Annotated in this window: 20 protein-coding genes; 12 read left to right on the forward strand and 8 right to left on the reverse strand. The window is 68.1% G+C overall.

Going from position 1 to position 12,083, the window contains the following annotated elements; genetic code table 11:
* The first annotated feature begins 4 nt into the window (after positions 1-4).
* The 6 genes from ACFYRU_RS15185 to ACFYRU_RS15210 all read left to right on the forward strand — a co-directional run bounded on the left by ACFYRU_RS15185 (position 5) and on the right by ACFYRU_RS15210 (position 3,252).
* Complete coding sequence (locus ACFYRU_RS15185; protein WP_134114190.1) at positions 5-265, forward strand: hypothetical protein; 261 nt, start codon at positions 5-7, stop codon at positions 263-265.
* 7 nt (positions 266-272) lie between these two features.
* A complete protein-coding gene (locus ACFYRU_RS15190; RefSeq protein ID WP_387658282.1) occupies positions 273-1,598 on the forward strand; it encodes a hypothetical protein in 1,326 nt (441 codons plus the stop codon).
* A complete protein-coding gene (locus tag ACFYRU_RS15195; RefSeq protein WP_387658285.1) occupies positions 1,598-2,074 on the forward strand; it encodes a hypothetical protein in 477 nt (158 codons plus the stop codon). The genes ACFYRU_RS15190 and ACFYRU_RS15195 overlap by 1 nt, the downstream gene beginning before the upstream one ends.
* Positions 2,074-2,511 carry a hypothetical protein gene (locus ACFYRU_RS15200; RefSeq protein ID WP_387658287.1) on the forward strand — a complete coding sequence of 146 codons (438 nt, stop codon included), beginning with the start codon at positions 2,074-2,076 and terminating at the stop codon, positions 2,509-2,511. The genes ACFYRU_RS15195 and ACFYRU_RS15200 overlap by 1 nt, the downstream gene beginning before the upstream one ends.
* A gap of 97 nt (positions 2,512-2,608) precedes the next feature.
* A complete protein-coding gene (locus ACFYRU_RS15205) occupies positions 2,609-2,851 on the forward strand; it encodes a hypothetical protein (RefSeq protein ID WP_387658290.1) in 243 nt (80 codons plus the stop codon).
* A complete protein-coding gene (locus ACFYRU_RS15210; RefSeq protein ID WP_387658293.1) occupies positions 2,848-3,252 on the forward strand; it encodes a hypothetical protein in 405 nt (134 codons plus the stop codon). The genes ACFYRU_RS15205 and ACFYRU_RS15210 overlap by 4 nt, the downstream gene beginning before the upstream one ends.
* A gap of 106 nt (positions 3,253-3,358) precedes the next feature.
* On the opposite strand, the gene ACFYRU_RS15215 is transcribed toward ACFYRU_RS15210, so the two are convergent.
* Positions 3,359-3,670: a hypothetical protein gene (locus ACFYRU_RS15215; protein WP_387658295.1), complete on the reverse strand. Its 312-nt coding sequence runs from the start codon at positions 3,668-3,670 to the stop codon at positions 3,359-3,361.
* Between the two features lie 174 nt (positions 3,671-3,844).
* Between ACFYRU_RS15215 and ACFYRU_RS15220 the strand changes: the two genes are divergently transcribed.
* On the forward strand, positions 3,845-4,834 hold the full coding sequence (locus ACFYRU_RS15220; RefSeq protein ID WP_387658298.1) for an NAD-dependent epimerase/dehydratase family protein: 990 nt from the start codon (positions 3,845-3,847) through the stop codon (positions 4,832-4,834).
* An 11-nt stretch (positions 4,835-4,845) separates the two neighbouring features.
* On the forward strand, positions 4,846-5,337 hold the full coding sequence (locus ACFYRU_RS15225; protein ID WP_387658300.1) for a metallophosphoesterase family protein: 492 nt from the start codon (positions 4,846-4,848) through the stop codon (positions 5,335-5,337).
* 83 nt (positions 5,338-5,420) lie between these two features.
* Here the strand turns inward: ACFYRU_RS15225 and ACFYRU_RS15230 are convergent, their stop codons facing one another.
* On the reverse strand, positions 5,421-5,576 hold the full coding sequence (locus ACFYRU_RS15230; protein ID WP_166677970.1) for a hypothetical protein: 156 nt from the start codon (positions 5,574-5,576) through the stop codon (positions 5,421-5,423).
* Positions 5,577-5,726: 150 nt separating this feature from the next.
* Here ACFYRU_RS15230 and ACFYRU_RS15235 point away from each other — a divergent pair, with 150 nt between their 5' ends.
* Both ACFYRU_RS15235 and ACFYRU_RS15240 read left to right on the forward strand, forming a co-directional pair.
* Complete coding sequence (locus ACFYRU_RS15235; protein ID WP_387658305.1) at positions 5,727-6,239, forward strand: hypothetical protein; 513 nt, start codon at positions 5,727-5,729, stop codon at positions 6,237-6,239.
* Between the two features lie 69 nt (positions 6,240-6,308).
* Entirely contained in the window at positions 6,309-7,538 is a 1,230-nt protein-coding gene (locus ACFYRU_RS15240) for an exonuclease domain-containing protein (RefSeq protein ID WP_387658306.1), read from the forward strand.
* Here the strand turns inward: ACFYRU_RS15240 and ACFYRU_RS15245 are convergent.
* The 4 genes from ACFYRU_RS15245 to ACFYRU_RS15260 form a co-directional block, all read right to left on the reverse strand.
* Entirely contained in the window at positions 7,535-8,053 is a 519-nt protein-coding gene (locus ACFYRU_RS15245) for an orotate phosphoribosyltransferase (protein ID WP_387658308.1), read from the reverse strand. The two genes, ACFYRU_RS15240 and ACFYRU_RS15245, sit on opposite strands and share 4 nt — an antisense overlap.
* 93 nt (positions 8,054-8,146) lie before the next feature.
* On the reverse strand, positions 8,147-8,401 hold the full coding sequence (locus ACFYRU_RS15250; RefSeq protein ID WP_387658311.1) for a hypothetical protein: 255 nt from the start codon (positions 8,399-8,401) through the stop codon (positions 8,147-8,149).
* Positions 8,402-8,467: 66 nt separating this feature from the next.
* On the reverse strand, positions 8,468-8,956 hold the full coding sequence (locus tag ACFYRU_RS15255; protein WP_387658314.1) for an FBP domain-containing protein: 489 nt from the start codon (positions 8,954-8,956) through the stop codon (positions 8,468-8,470).
* 86 nt (positions 8,957-9,042) lie between these two features.
* The gene (locus ACFYRU_RS15260; RefSeq protein ID WP_387658317.1) at positions 9,043-9,429 is read right to left on the reverse strand and encodes a hypothetical protein; all 387 of its coding nucleotides are present in this window, start codon (positions 9,427-9,429) and stop codon (positions 9,043-9,045) included.
* Positions 9,430-9,579: 150 nt separating this feature from the next.
* Here ACFYRU_RS15260 and ACFYRU_RS15265 point away from each other — a divergent pair, with 150 nt between their 5' ends.
* Entirely contained in the window at positions 9,580-10,131 is a 552-nt protein-coding gene (locus tag ACFYRU_RS15265) for a YceI family protein (RefSeq protein WP_387658318.1), read from the forward strand.
* A 35-nt stretch (positions 10,132-10,166) separates the two neighbouring features.
* On the opposite strand, the gene ACFYRU_RS15270 is transcribed toward ACFYRU_RS15265, so the two are convergent.
* On the reverse strand, positions 10,167-10,655 hold the full coding sequence (locus ACFYRU_RS15270; protein WP_387658321.1) for a hypothetical protein: 489 nt from the start codon (positions 10,653-10,655) through the stop codon (positions 10,167-10,169).
* A gap of 98 nt (positions 10,656-10,753) precedes the next feature.
* The gene (locus ACFYRU_RS15275) at positions 10,754-11,287 is read right to left on the reverse strand and encodes a hypothetical protein (protein WP_387658324.1); all 534 of its coding nucleotides are present in this window, start codon (positions 11,285-11,287) and stop codon (positions 10,754-10,756) included.
* Between the two features lie 242 nt (positions 11,288-11,529).
* Between ACFYRU_RS15275 and ACFYRU_RS15280 the strand changes: the two genes are divergently transcribed.
* Entirely contained in the window at positions 11,530-12,072 is a 543-nt protein-coding gene (locus ACFYRU_RS15280; RefSeq protein WP_387658326.1) for a hypothetical protein, read from the forward strand.
* Positions 12,073-12,083 lie beyond the last annotated feature (11 nt).

Here is a 12,083-nt window from a genome sequence, read left to right on the forward strand (position 1 = left end):
TGAGGTGTCCGACGTACTGCGGCTCAAGGAACAGCTGCACCAGGTCTCGATGGAGGCCAAGCAGGCAGCGGGCGGCCTGGCCGGGTTCAAGCTCCGGTTCACGCAGCACAGCCAGCTCGTGGAGAGCCTGATCGCGGGCACCGCCACCGGCATCGACCGCGACATCACCGAGATCCTCGAGGCCGCCGGCAAGGCGGTCGAACAGGCCGCCGAGGCGCTCGAGATCGCGTCCGCCGGCTGCAAGAACTACGCCGACCAGATCTGACTCACCCGTGCCGTCCGAGCTGCAGCGGGTCGCCCGCGGCCTGGTCGACTGCCTCGACGAGATCCCACGCGTCGTCGACCAGCTGCTGCGGACGGCGGCCCGCTGCCGCGAGAACGCCCAGGTGGCGCTGATCGCGTCCCGCGGCCAGGCCACGGTCGCCGCCCAGCAACTCGACGCCGCCGCCCGCGCCTGCGAGGCTGCCGCCCACTACCTGCAACTGGCACCACCGAAGGCCCGCGGCTGGGCCGAGGCATTGACCGGTACGTCGGGCCCGTCGACGAACCGCCCGTCGTCGGACTCCGCCGACCGTAACCGTCTTCCGGGTGGCACCGAGATCCGTACGAGCCGGCTGACCGTGACGTACGAAGACCTGGAAGTTGCCGAGGACAACGAACCGCCGGTGCTGACGGTTGCCCGCAAGGCCTTCGAGAAGTACCGCAAGACCCACGAGCACGACGACGAGCAGCCGACCCCGGAGCCCCTCGAGATCGAGATCACCGTCACCGAGACCGGCGAAATCATCCTCGAGGAACGCGACGAAAAAGAAGAGCAAAAACGCGAAGAACGCCTGACCCGCGACTTCGAACTCACCCCCGACCGCGACGAGCAGGACGAGCCCCCCGACGACGAGGAACGCGACGAAAAGGCAGAGGCCGAACGCAACCAACGCCTCACCGCCGACCACGAAATCGACGCCGACCTCACCGAAGCAGTAAAAACCCTCCTCGCCTCGCTACCCCCCGACCAACAATGGCAACACGCCACGATCACCATCACCCCCGAAACCATGGAAGCCACCTTCGACCACGCCGAACAAACCCACTTCACCCCGATCGTGGTCGACATCGAGCTACCAGAGCTCCGCGGCCTGGATTTCGATCCCGCCCTCGAACTTCGCCCCATCGGCGCCGGCTTCCGCCCGGGGGTGCACGATCCGGAGGCTCGCTTCCTACCGAAGGAACGCGAGATCGCGGAGTACCTCGAGCTGGAAGGGTGGCGGATCGACGCGCGCCCTGAGGTCCACACGGTCCAGAACCAGAAGAACCCCGACGCGACGCTTCGGCGCAGTGGCTCCTCCGAAGGAGTGATCGTCGAGTTCAAGACGCTGAATCGGGCGTCTCTGTCCGCGGTGAAGCGGAATATCAACCAAGCGTGCGACCAGGTCGGCGCGCTCGGCGAGGTCTTCCTGGACGGCCGGAAGGTCGATCTCGACGAGGCAATGGCGCTGCGAGGATTCCGGAAGGCCTGCGGTCAGCCCGGCAAGTCTGTGGATGCGGCAGTTCATGTCATTCTCGGTGACGGGCGCATGGTCACCTTCAGGAAGGAGCGGTGATGTCGACGAGCGACAACGTGTTCTTGGCGAGCGACGAGTCGGTGCTTGAGGTGGCTCAGTGGCTGGCGGAAGCACTCGGGCTCGAGCCGGTCGCGGATGCCGGCTTGGAGGATGACGAGCGTTTGTTCCGCCGCGGCGGACGGGCAGGTTCGTCTGTGGTCGCTGTCAAGGTTCGCCCGAACGGTTTCGCGGTTGCCGACCCGGAGCCGGACGAGGTCCAGGCGATCGACCGCTATCCCATCGATCTCAGCGTCTGGATCGTGGGCCGGAAGGACGAGGCAGAGCAACTGGCCGAGACTACAGCCATCTTCGACAACCTGGTCGCTGCGCGTCCCGACGTACCCGCGCTGCTCGTGCACAACCTGGACACGCTGGTGTCGGCTCACCTGCCCGGTGCCGGCACGCGGACCTTCGACTCGCCGATCACCCCCGACGTCGAGGACATCGACACCTGGCGGTCCTGGGTGCGCACCTGATGTCGACCGACGACGATATCTTCCTGACGCCGTGGGCGGTCGACGAGGTGGCGGAGTGGATGGCGGAGGTGCTTGCGCTCGAACCGTTGGCCGCCCCCGATCTCGACGAAGGTGAGTATTTCTACAAGCGCCGCTCACCCCTCGTCGAGGGTAGGGATGCACTCCTGCTCGTCGGTCCGAACATCCACTCGGTCGCAGACCCGGAGCCGGACGAGGTGTCGGCGATCGACGGGTACACGGGCATGATCAGTGTGCGGATCGCCGGCATGCGGAGCGAATGGGGGCAGGCGCGTGAGGCCTGTGCGCTCTTCAACGAGCTGGCTGCGGTTCGGCCAGGTGTGGCCATGGTGCTGCGTGGCAACCCTGGATTCACAGGGTGTGAGAATTTTCTGGGGAATTGCGTCATGAACGGTTGGGCGGGCCGTCACTACCTGTGAACCCATCCCCACAGGGAAGTGGAAGTGATTGACGTGAAGGGTTGTCTTGCGAGGTCGCTGATGGGATCCGGCTCGACTCGGTGCCGGGTGTATTGAGATGGGCGACGATGGTGATCCCCACGCTGGGCTGCGGGTGGAGCGTCGTCGGGTGCGGGTCTGGTTCGGGGACCATGTGGTCGCCGACTACCGGGCCGAGGCCGAACTGGCCGAGCGGTACGCGGAGGCGATGTCGCGGCGGTTCGCAGGGTTGCGGGTGACGAGTGATCCGTTGCCCGAGCACGATCCGGGACCGGAGCGCAGCCTGCCGGGGGAGCGGCTCTGGGAGGTAGCGCCGAAATGAGTTCCCGACGCTTCCGGCTGATCCGGCACCAGGACGTCTCCGGGGTCAGCGGTACGGGGCCTGTGGCCGAAGGTGTGCAGTTCACCGACGGCGCGGTCGCGCTCCGCTGGTACGGCGACTATCCGACCACGACCGTGTGGGACGGCATCGAGTCCGTCGTCGCGATCCACGGTCACGGCGGGGCGACCGTGGTCGAGTGGCTCGACCCGGAACCCGGCCCTGATCCCGACCTGAAGCTACCGCCCCGCGAGTCGCTGCCACCCCGCCCGTGGCCGGACCTGCACTCCGCGCCGGACCGACACGACTCGGACCGGCAGGACCCGGACCCGCTGCACTCCGAGCGCGACCTGGGTTCGTACGGCGCGGCGCCGCCCTGGTCGTCGGCCCGTGTCTTCAGATGAGCACCACCTGATCGACCGGTGCCGGGTCCACCCCCTCTCCGGCACCGGTTCACCTCGGTACGGCGTACTCCCGGGCGAGCCGGAGTACGCCGTACCTGAGGTTTCTTCAGCTGTAATCCATCCGGTCCAAGAGGTCGAGGTTGTAGAACGTGCCTGGGCCGTCGCACAGTTCCATCATTCGTTCCGACATCTCGGTGGTGTCGGGGCGTTGTGAGTTCGCCATCGCCTCCTCGTAGGAGTTGAACTCGACGATCGCGAAGTACCGGCCCGGGTCGTCGCGGTCGGCGCAGGTGAGGCCGCGGACCGGGGCGGCGCCGTCGGCGTCGGCCTCGCGCTTGGCACGGAATTCTTCCATCAGCGCCGCGATCTCGTCCGGCTTCGACGTCCGGTACTCGATGATCTGAACGAAACCAGCCATCTCTTCCCCCTCGTTCTGAACACTCTCCTGCTCCGACAGTGCGCCCGGATCGTCTGCCTGGCAAGGGTGTGCCGCTTACGGTGACGTGACGAGGGCAACGAATCACGCGCGGTTGTTTCTGCCCTCGGCAGAGGGTCCTGGGAATTGTCGGCGGGGCCTGATTTGCTGGCCCACATGGAGATTCTGATCCTCGGTGGTACGGCGTTCCTCGGACGTGAGCTCGCGACGCAGGCGCTCGCGCGCGGTCATGCGGTGACCTGTGTGGCGCGGGGTGAGAGCGGCGCGGTGGCGCCCGGCGCGACGCTGGTGACGGCCGATCGCAGCGCCCCGGACGCGTACGACGCGGTGCCGGCGCGCGACTGGGACGCGGTGTTCGAGGTGTCGTGGCAACCAGGTTTCGTGAAGAGCGCGCTCGCCGCGTTCGGTTCGCGGGCCAAGCACTGGACGTACGTGTCCTCCGGCAACGTGTACGAGAAGTACGACACGCCCGGCGCGGACGAGTCCGCGGTGCTGCGTAAGCCCGCCGAGCAGGACGTGGTCGACCGGGAGCAGTACGGCGAGGCGAAGGCCGCGTGCGAGGCCGCGTCGCTCGACGCAGTCGGGGATCGGCTGGTGATCGCCCGCGCCGGGCTGATCGGCGGGCCGGGCGACTCCAGCGACCGGGCCGGCGCATGGGTGGCGCGGGCAGCGCTGGCGCCGGACGAGCCGTTGCTGGTGCCCGACACGCCCGGACTCGCGACGGCGGTGATCGACGTACGGGATCTCGCGGGCTGGATGCTGGACAACGCGGAGTCCGGGCGGACCGGGACCTTCGACACGTACGGACCGGTCGTGCCGTTCGGGGAGTGGATCGCGCTGGCGCGCGAGGTCGGCGGTCACACCGGGCCGGTCGTGCTCGCGCCGCAGAAGTGGCTGGAGGAGCAGAAGGTCGAGCAGTACATGGGGCCGGAGTCGTTGACGATGTGGATCACCGAGCCCGGGTACGAAGGCTGGTCGGAGCGCAGCGGTGCGGCCGCGGCGGCGGCCGGGCTGACGCACCGGTCGCGGAAGGAGTTCATGGTCGACTCGCTTGCCTGGGAGCGTGAGCTCGGCCTGGACCGCGAACGCCGCGCCGGCCTGAGCCTGACCAAGGAGAAGGAGTTGATCGCGGCCCTGAAGGATTAGAGAGTGGGCGTATGCGTCTGGTGCTGATCTCGGACACTCATCTGCCGGTGCGGGCGAAGAAGTTGCCGGAGCCGGTGTGGGAGGCGGTCGAGCGTGCCGATGTGGTCATCCACGCTGGGGATTGGGTGAACGTCGGATTGCTGGACGAGTTGGAGTCCCGCGCGGCCCGGTTGATCGGGTGCTGGGGCAACAACGACGGGCCGGAGTTGCGGGCGCGGCTGCCTGAGGTCGCGCGCGTGACACTGGACGGGCTGTCGGTTGCCGTGGTGCACGAGACCGGTCCGGCGAAGGGACGGGAAGAGCGTTGCGATGCGGCGTACCCGGGCGTGGACCTGCTCGTGTTCGGCCACAGCCACATCCCGTGGGACACGACGAGCACGCGCGGACTGCGGCTGCTGAACCCAGGATCACCGACGGACCGCCGGCGCCAGCCGTACTGCACCTACCAGACTGCCGTCATCACCGCCGGCCGTCTCGAAGAAGTTGCCTTACACAACCTTTAACAAGGAACGGCCGGGCACGCGTGGCCGTCGCCGTACCACCGAGTTACGGCGCACCCACACATGCCCGGCCGAACGGCCCGAATTCAGGCGTTCGCTGCTTCCTTGACCCGGGTCTTGAGCCGGTCGCGGACCTCTTCCGGGGTGTACGCCCGGCGTTTGCGCTCGCCCCGTGCGACCACAACGCCCGTGGCGGCCACGCCGACGAGCCCCGCAAGCCCTACCACCTTCCATACCTTCATGACGACTAACCTAGCGACGTGAACAGCCGGATTTCACTGGATGACGCTACGGAACTGACACGAACAGGTGACATTTGGCTGTTTCGTGGTGCGAGCGCGGCGGATCGCGCGATCCAGCTGACCACGAACAGCCCCGTGAACCATGTCGGGATGGCGATCGTCGTCGAGGACCTCCCGCCGCTGATGTGGCACGCCGAGCTGGGGCGTTCGCTGCCGGACATGTGGACCGGTACGCACCACCGCGGCGTACAGCTGCACGACCTGCGCGACGCGGTGCTGGTGTGGGGCCGCAAGTACGGTCAGCAGGCGTGGCTGCGGCAGCTGGACCACCCGGTCACGCGGGAGCTGGAGGACGCCGTACTGCGGACCGTCGCGCGACTGGACGGTACGCCGTTCCCGTCGACGGCGCGGCTCGCGTCCAGATGGGTCCGCGGCCGGGTTCCCGCGGTTCGCAAGGGTTCCCGCGAACTCGAGCTCGAGTCGGCGTACTGCGCGGAGGTGGTCGCGCTGACGTACGAGGCGATGGGTCTGCTACGCGGCCGGCAGCCGAACTGGTACGACCCGGGCCGGTTCTGGAGCGGCGACGAACTACAGCTTGCCCACGGCGCGAAACTCGGCGCCGAGATCGCCGTCGACCTGCCTGAACCGGATGCCGAATCCTGAGGTTTCAGAAACTGTCGGCGGCCTGTGATTGGGTTGTTCCAGTCGGTCATCGACCGGAGGAGGCCCTGGATGTACGCAGTCATCGACACCGAGACGACCGGTCTGTTGCCGAGCCATCGGCACCGGGTGATCGAGATCGCGGTCGTGCTGCTGGACGCGCGCGGACAGGTCGAGCGCGAGTGGGTCACGTTGCTGAATCCCCAACGGGACATGGGACCTCAGCACATCCACGGCATCCTCACGTCGGACGTGCTGGCGGCGCCGGAGTTCGCCGACATCGCCGCGCAACTGGGTGCGTTGCTCGCCGGGCGGATGGTTGTCGGACACAACGTCGAGTTCGATCTCGGGTTCCTGCGGGCGGAGTTCGCGCGGCTCGGGGTGACGGTTCCGCTGATCACCGAGCGGTCCATGTGCACGATGGCGCTGGCGGGTTACCTGCACCCGGGGGCGAAGCGGACGCTCGGTGCGTGTTGTGCGGCGGCCGGGATCTCGATCGAGGGCTGGCATTCGGCGCTCGCGGACACTCGCGCGACGGCGGACCTGTTCGCGCAGTACCTGGGGGCGTTCGCGGCCCCGCCGCCGTGGCAGTGGGCGTACGAGGAGATCCGGGACCTGCCGTGGCCGGAGCTGCCTGGGTGGGACGTCGCGCCGACCGTCCGGCCGGTGCACGCCGGCGGGCGGCATGGGTGGATGAGTCGACTCGTCGATCAGTTGCCACGCGTGCCGGAGCCACCGCAGGCCGACTCGTATCTGGTGCTCCTCGACACGATCCTCGCCAATCGCGAGATCACGGCCGCGGACGCCGACCAGTTGGTGCAGGTGGCGAACGAGCTCGGGCTGACCCGTCCACAGGTGGACCACCTACATCGGTACTACGTTTCCGCGCTGGCGGATGTTTCGTGGGGGACCGGTCAGATCACTCCGGATCAGCGCAACGATCTCGACAAGGTGGCGGTGATGCTCGGGCAGCGCGCGTCCGACGTCGACGACGCGTTGCTCCGCACGAGCAGCGGGCGGTATGTCGTACCCGATCGTCCTGGGGCGCGTGGGTTTCCGCGGGGGAGCACGCTGGTGTTCACCGGGGACATGGTCGAGCCGCGGGAGGTGTGGTGGGACCGCGCTGTGTCGGCCGGTTTCGTGCCGCAGGAGGCGGTCCGGCCGGACACGACGTTCGTGGTCGCGGCCGACGTCGACAGCCTGTCGGTGAAGGCCCGTGCCGCGCGGGAGTTCAACGTGCCGATCATCTCGACCGACGACTTCCGCCGCCTCCTCCCGGAAGACCAGCGCAAGGCTGGCTAGGCCCTGAGCTGTTCGGGGGTCAGGAGGGCGTGCAGGGTTAGGCCGACTGTTGTTAGTGGGGCGGGGGTGGTGGGGTTGCGGTTGATGACGCAGAGGGCGTCGGTGATGGTTGCGCCGAGGGTGCGGAGTTCGTTGGTGGACAGGACGATCTGCCCGCCGGTGGTGACGACGTCCTCGACGATCGTGACTCGGCGGCCCGCGGTCTCGGCGCCTTCGGCCAGGCGGCGGGTTCCGTACGGCTTGGCCTGCTTGCGGACGAAGGCGCACGGCAGTCCGGTGTGCCGTCCCAGTGCGGTCACGACCGGTATGCCGCCCATCTCCAGCCCGGCGAGCACCTCGGTGCCGTCCGGCACGAGCGGGACCAGTGCGGCGGCGATCTCGTCGAGCAGCACCGGGTCGGCCTCGAAGCGGTACTTGTCGAAGTACTCGTTCGTCGTCTGCCCGGAGCGGAGCACGAACTCCCCGGTCAGGTGTGCGGTCGAATGTACCCGGCGTCCCAGCTCAGCAAGATCCACGCCCGCACCCTAACGGTCCCGCGACCAGGGCCTCGCTCCGCGGGGCTCGCGACGGCCGCAGCTACCCGTGGGAGCGCTCGGTTCGCGCGCTGCTCACTTCCCGTCGGGTGCCGGTTCGATCTCGAAATGGAGCTGCTTGCCGGAGCGGATCCGCTCGATCGCCGACAGGCAGGCGGCCTCGCTGATCTGGACGCCGATCTCGCCGAGCTTGTGCCGCAGCACCCGGGCCGCGTCCTCGGCCGAGCGGGCACTGGACTCGTTGACAGCCTCGATCGTGGTCGCGGTCAGTCGCTCGCGGATGTCCGGGTGTGCCTCGGCAATGTCATGCGTGATGCGGAACTCGGTCATGCGCGACTCGCTCTCGCTCGCGTCCACTGCGGGCCGACTGGGTACTCCCAGAATAGTGCCGCCGACCTATTGGAGAACCCGCTGGACAAAGCTTTCGAGTCGTGTCGCGAGACGTTCCGCCCGGGCTTCCGGAGTGGCGGTTTCGCCCTGCGGTACGTCCAGCTCCTTCAGCCCGCGGATGTACAGCGAGCAGGCGAGATCCGCGCAGATGTACATGCCGACGGTGTTGCCTTCGCGCCCCGCCGTGCCCGCACGCCGGGCCGCGAACAGCGCGACGTCGCTGACGTGGTGCGCGGTGTTGCACAGGTCGCACAGGCCCGCGAACCTGCGCACCGCGCCCGACGTCTGGGTGCTGACCGCGATCCCGGTCACGCCGTCGCCCCGCCGGACGACGAGATAGCCCCGGTTCGGTGCCTTGCCGTCGCGCCAGCCGAGGAAGTCCAGCGACTCCCACGGCAGCTCACTGAACTTCGGCGGCAGGACGAGCGCCTTGACCTGGCTCTTGGTCGAGTTGACGAACGAGCGCCTGATCTGGTCGGCGCTGAGCGGTTCCACGGTGGTCCTCCGATCTTTCGACGGACCATGAGACCCGTTGTCCGGTCGGCCGTGCAACCCCTTTATCAAGTTGCTGCGGGCAACGATCAGGAGTCGGCGTACGACGTGCCCCGGGCCGGGTCGTGGTTGCGGAGGTCGACGCCGAAGTCGACGGACGCCTTGAGCCGGAGCAGCAGCGAGACGAACTCGGGAGCGTCGGCCGGGTCGTCGAAGTCGAGCGTGAGATCGGTCCCCGGATCGGCCGGCGTGAGCGTGAACGTCAGCCGCCGCCCGAAGTACCGGAGCTGGTACCGGCGGTCCCGGACGGCCTCCTCGATCGGGCTCGTGTCCGTACGGCCGTCGGCGAGGGCGAACGAGATCGCCCCGCCGGATTCCGGCGCCGACTCGGCCCAGAACCGCTCGCGGCCGAGGACCGTACTGACCGCCCGGTACACGTCGCCGGCCGCCGACGCGCAGTACACCTTCTGCTGCACCACCCACACCTCTCAGAGCTGGATCGGTCCATTGTCCGGCCCGGACGGGTCCAGCCGGTGGACACGCCGGGTGTGGGGTAGACATCTCAGCGTCAAAGGTGAAATCTGTACTGTGAAAAGTTCAACTAGTTAACTCTGGAGGAATCCGCGATGTCCAACGAGTACGCCGCGCTGAGCGGTGACTACACCCTCGACGCCGCTCACACCCGGATCGGCTTCAGCGCCCGGCACGCGATGGTGACCAAGGTGCGCGGTGCGTTCGACGAGTTCGAGGGCTCGTTCCACATCGACGGCGAGAACCCGGAGAACTCCTCCGGCACGGTGACGATCCAGGCCAAGAGCATCAACACCCGCAACAACCAGCGCGACGAGCACCTGCGCAGCAACGACTTCCTGGCGATGGACGAGCACCCGGAGATCACGTTCACGTCGACCGCGGTCAAGAAGACCGGCGACGCCGAGTTCCTGGTCACCGGTGACCTGACGATCCGTGGCGTGACCAGGTCCGTCGACGTCGAGTTCGAGTACACCGGTTCGGCGACCGACCCGTTCGGCAACCAGCGCGTCGGCCTCGAGGGCTCGGTGCAGATCAACCGCAAGGACTTCGGCGTCAGCTGGAACGCGGCGCTCGAGGGCGGCGGCGTACTGGTCAGCGAGAAGGTCACGCTGGAGCTCGAGGTCTCGGCGATCAAGTCCGCCTGACGCCCGCAGTTGCCTGAGGACCCGGTTGGAGGTCCTCAGGCGTGCCGGGTGGTCTGCTCGAGGAGCGCTTCGACGGCCTGGCGGAGATCGGTGTCGTGGTGCGGTCCGGACCAGACCAGGATCCGGCCCTTGTCGCCGAGCTTGGTGCTGATCAGGTCGCGGGCCGGGGCCGGGTCGCCCTGGTTGACGAGTACGACGAGCCGCCGGCCGTCGCGCTGCAGCCGGTCGAGCAGCGGCGGCAGCGTGGACCCGCGGAACACGCCGGGGTCGCTCTTGACCTTGGTCTCGATCATCACGCCGCGGCCGCGGACCACCAGTAGGAAGTCGGCGCGATCGCGGGTGTACTCGCGATCGTGATAGACCCGCGCCTTCGGCCACAGCCGTTGCAGCGCGGCGTCGACCTCGGCGTCGTACTGCGCCGACAGCCGGCTGACGCGCGAACTCGTTCCGCGGACCCGGAGCGCTTCCGGGCTGCGACGGCCGATCCAGGACGGCAGCCAATCGCGAATGTGTGTGTCGATCATGGTGGACCCCTCGACCTCGCCGGCACTCAACCGAGAGTCTGCCCAGGGTTACGGGGAGCAATCCGGTGCGCACGCGATCGTGATCGCACCGCCACAAATCAGCAAGCGGTCGGTGTTGTGGTGCCGCCGTCGACGATCCAGCGGGAGTCCTGGTTGACAACGCGCATCTGGTCGAGCCAGCGGGTCGGGGTGGTGCTCGGCAGGACGCCGCGGCCGCGGACGTTCACGGTCCGGGCGGCGGTGGTGTCGTAGCAGGCGCTGACCAGGACACCGTTCGAGGCGAGCGTCCGTTTGGCCCAGACGACCTTGGTGAGGCCGGTGTTGTGCAGCTTGTTGGTCCGGAAGTACTTCGCCTGCGCGCTGATCGCCTGGAACATCTTCGGCGTCATCACGGGCTGGAGCTGGGTCACCTTGCTGCCGCCGCTGCGCATCATCACGTCGAGCGCGACGCGGTACGCGTAGTAGGCGTTCAGCACCGGGTCGTCGGATCCGATCGCGTCGTCGGTCGTCGCGGCCCGGTTCGCCTTGTGGGCGGCGGGTGCCGCGGCTACCATCCCGGCGTCGTTGCCGCACCCCTGGAGCAGCAAGACCGGGAGCAGTGAGGCGGTCACCGCAACGTTGCGCAAGCGCATGATCTCCGAGTACCTCCTGTCGGACGAGACCCCCGTCCTTGTGCCGCCGACGCAAAGAATGGCGCAGAAACGCCGTCCGGCACTGACCGTGTAACGCGGCGACACGCATCGTGGTCACTGTGACCTGGATCACAACGACCCCCTACCCGGGTACTGGTCCACGATCGGCTCCCTGGCCGGAGGTGCCGCGGCGGTCCGATTCCTAACCTCGATCTCAGAACCTGAGACCCGAGGAGATTCCGATGACGCACACGCTGACCCGCCCGATCACAGCGCCACCCCGTTGGCATCGCTCGCTGGTGTACGACGTCCTGCTGGTACCGGTCGGCGTACTGACCCTGGCGGACGCAGTCCTCGGCGAGCCGGAGACCGCGGCGCGACGCTGGCGCCGGCTGGGGGAGTACCGCGTGGGCCGGAGTGAGGTCCGGCCGATGACCACCGCGCGCACCTTCGGGTACGGCCTGCTCAGCGCCGTACTCGGACTGGCCAGCCTCTTCGTACTGTTCCTCACCGTGCTGGCCGTGATCCGCGGTCCGTTCTGGGGGTTTGTAGAACACGGCGCCGTGGAGCCAGGCACCTGGGGCGGACCGTCACGTGCGGGTGCGTGGTTGGCCCACGGCTTGATCGCCCTGCCGTGCATCGTCGCGTTCGTGTTCGTACTGCGTGGCATCGCGGCCTTGCACACGCTCCTGCTCCAGGGGACACGCAGTTGGGTGCTGCCGGCAACTATCGTGCTGGCCGCCGGTACCTGCGCGTTCTTCCGGGCCTGGCTGCAGCAGGTGTGAGTAGGGTCCAA

It is taken from the genome of Kribbella sp. NPDC004536, assembly GCF_042873835.1.
Classification (GTDB): Bacteria; Actinomycetota; Actinomycetes; order Propionibacteriales; family Kribbellaceae; genus Kribbella.

What these genes read in the sequence shown, in the direction of transcription:
- ACFYRU_RS15195 (WP_387658285.1), top strand. Translation starts at nt 1,598, where the DNA reads ATGTCGACGAGCGACAACGTGTTCTTGGCGAGCGACGAGTCGGTGCTT.
- ACFYRU_RS15200 (WP_387658287.1), top strand. Translation starts at nt 2,074, where the DNA reads ATGTCGACCGACGACGATATCTTCCTGACGCCGTGGGCGGTCGACGAG.
- ACFYRU_RS15205 (WP_387658290.1), top strand. Translation starts at nt 2,609, where the DNA reads ATGGGCGACGATGGTGATCCCCACGCTGGGCTGCGGGTGGAGCGTCGT.
- ACFYRU_RS15210 (WP_387658293.1), top strand. Translation starts at nt 2,848, where the DNA reads ATGAGTTCCCGACGCTTCCGGCTGATCCGGCACCAGGACGTCTCCGGG.
- ACFYRU_RS15215 (WP_387658295.1), bottom strand. Translation starts at nt 3,670, where the DNA reads ATGGCTGGTTTCGTTCAGATCATCGAGTACCGGACGTCGAAGCCGGAC.
- ACFYRU_RS15220 (WP_387658298.1), top strand. Translation starts at nt 3,845, where the DNA reads ATGGAGATTCTGATCCTCGGTGGTACGGCGTTCCTCGGACGTGAGCTC.
- ACFYRU_RS15225 (WP_387658300.1), top strand. Translation starts at nt 4,846, where the DNA reads ATGCGTCTGGTGCTGATCTCGGACACTCATCTGCCGGTGCGGGCGAAG.
- ACFYRU_RS15230 (WP_166677970.1), bottom strand. Translation starts at nt 5,576, where the DNA reads ATGAAGGTATGGAAGGTGGTAGGGCTTGCGGGGCTCGTCGGCGTGGCC.
- ACFYRU_RS15235 (WP_387658305.1), top strand. Translation starts at nt 5,727, where the DNA reads ATGGCGATCGTCGTCGAGGACCTCCCGCCGCTGATGTGGCACGCCGAG.
- ACFYRU_RS15240 (WP_387658306.1), top strand. Translation starts at nt 6,309, where the DNA reads ATGTACGCAGTCATCGACACCGAGACGACCGGTCTGTTGCCGAGCCAT.
- ACFYRU_RS15250 (WP_387658311.1), bottom strand. Translation starts at nt 8,401, where the DNA reads ATGACCGAGTTCCGCATCACGCATGACATTGCCGAGGCACACCCGGAC.
- ACFYRU_RS15265 (WP_387658318.1), top strand. Translation starts at nt 9,580, where the DNA reads ATGTCCAACGAGTACGCCGCGCTGAGCGGTGACTACACCCTCGACGCC.
- ACFYRU_RS15270 (WP_387658321.1), bottom strand. Translation starts at nt 10,655, where the DNA reads ATGATCGACACACACATTCGCGATTGGCTGCCGTCCTGGATCGGCCGT.
- ACFYRU_RS15275 (WP_387658324.1), bottom strand. Translation starts at nt 11,287, where the DNA reads ATGCGCTTGCGCAACGTTGCGGTGACCGCCTCACTGCTCCCGGTCTTG.
- ACFYRU_RS15280 (WP_387658326.1), top strand. Translation starts at nt 11,530, where the DNA reads ATGACGCACACGCTGACCCGCCCGATCACAGCGCCACCCCGTTGGCAT.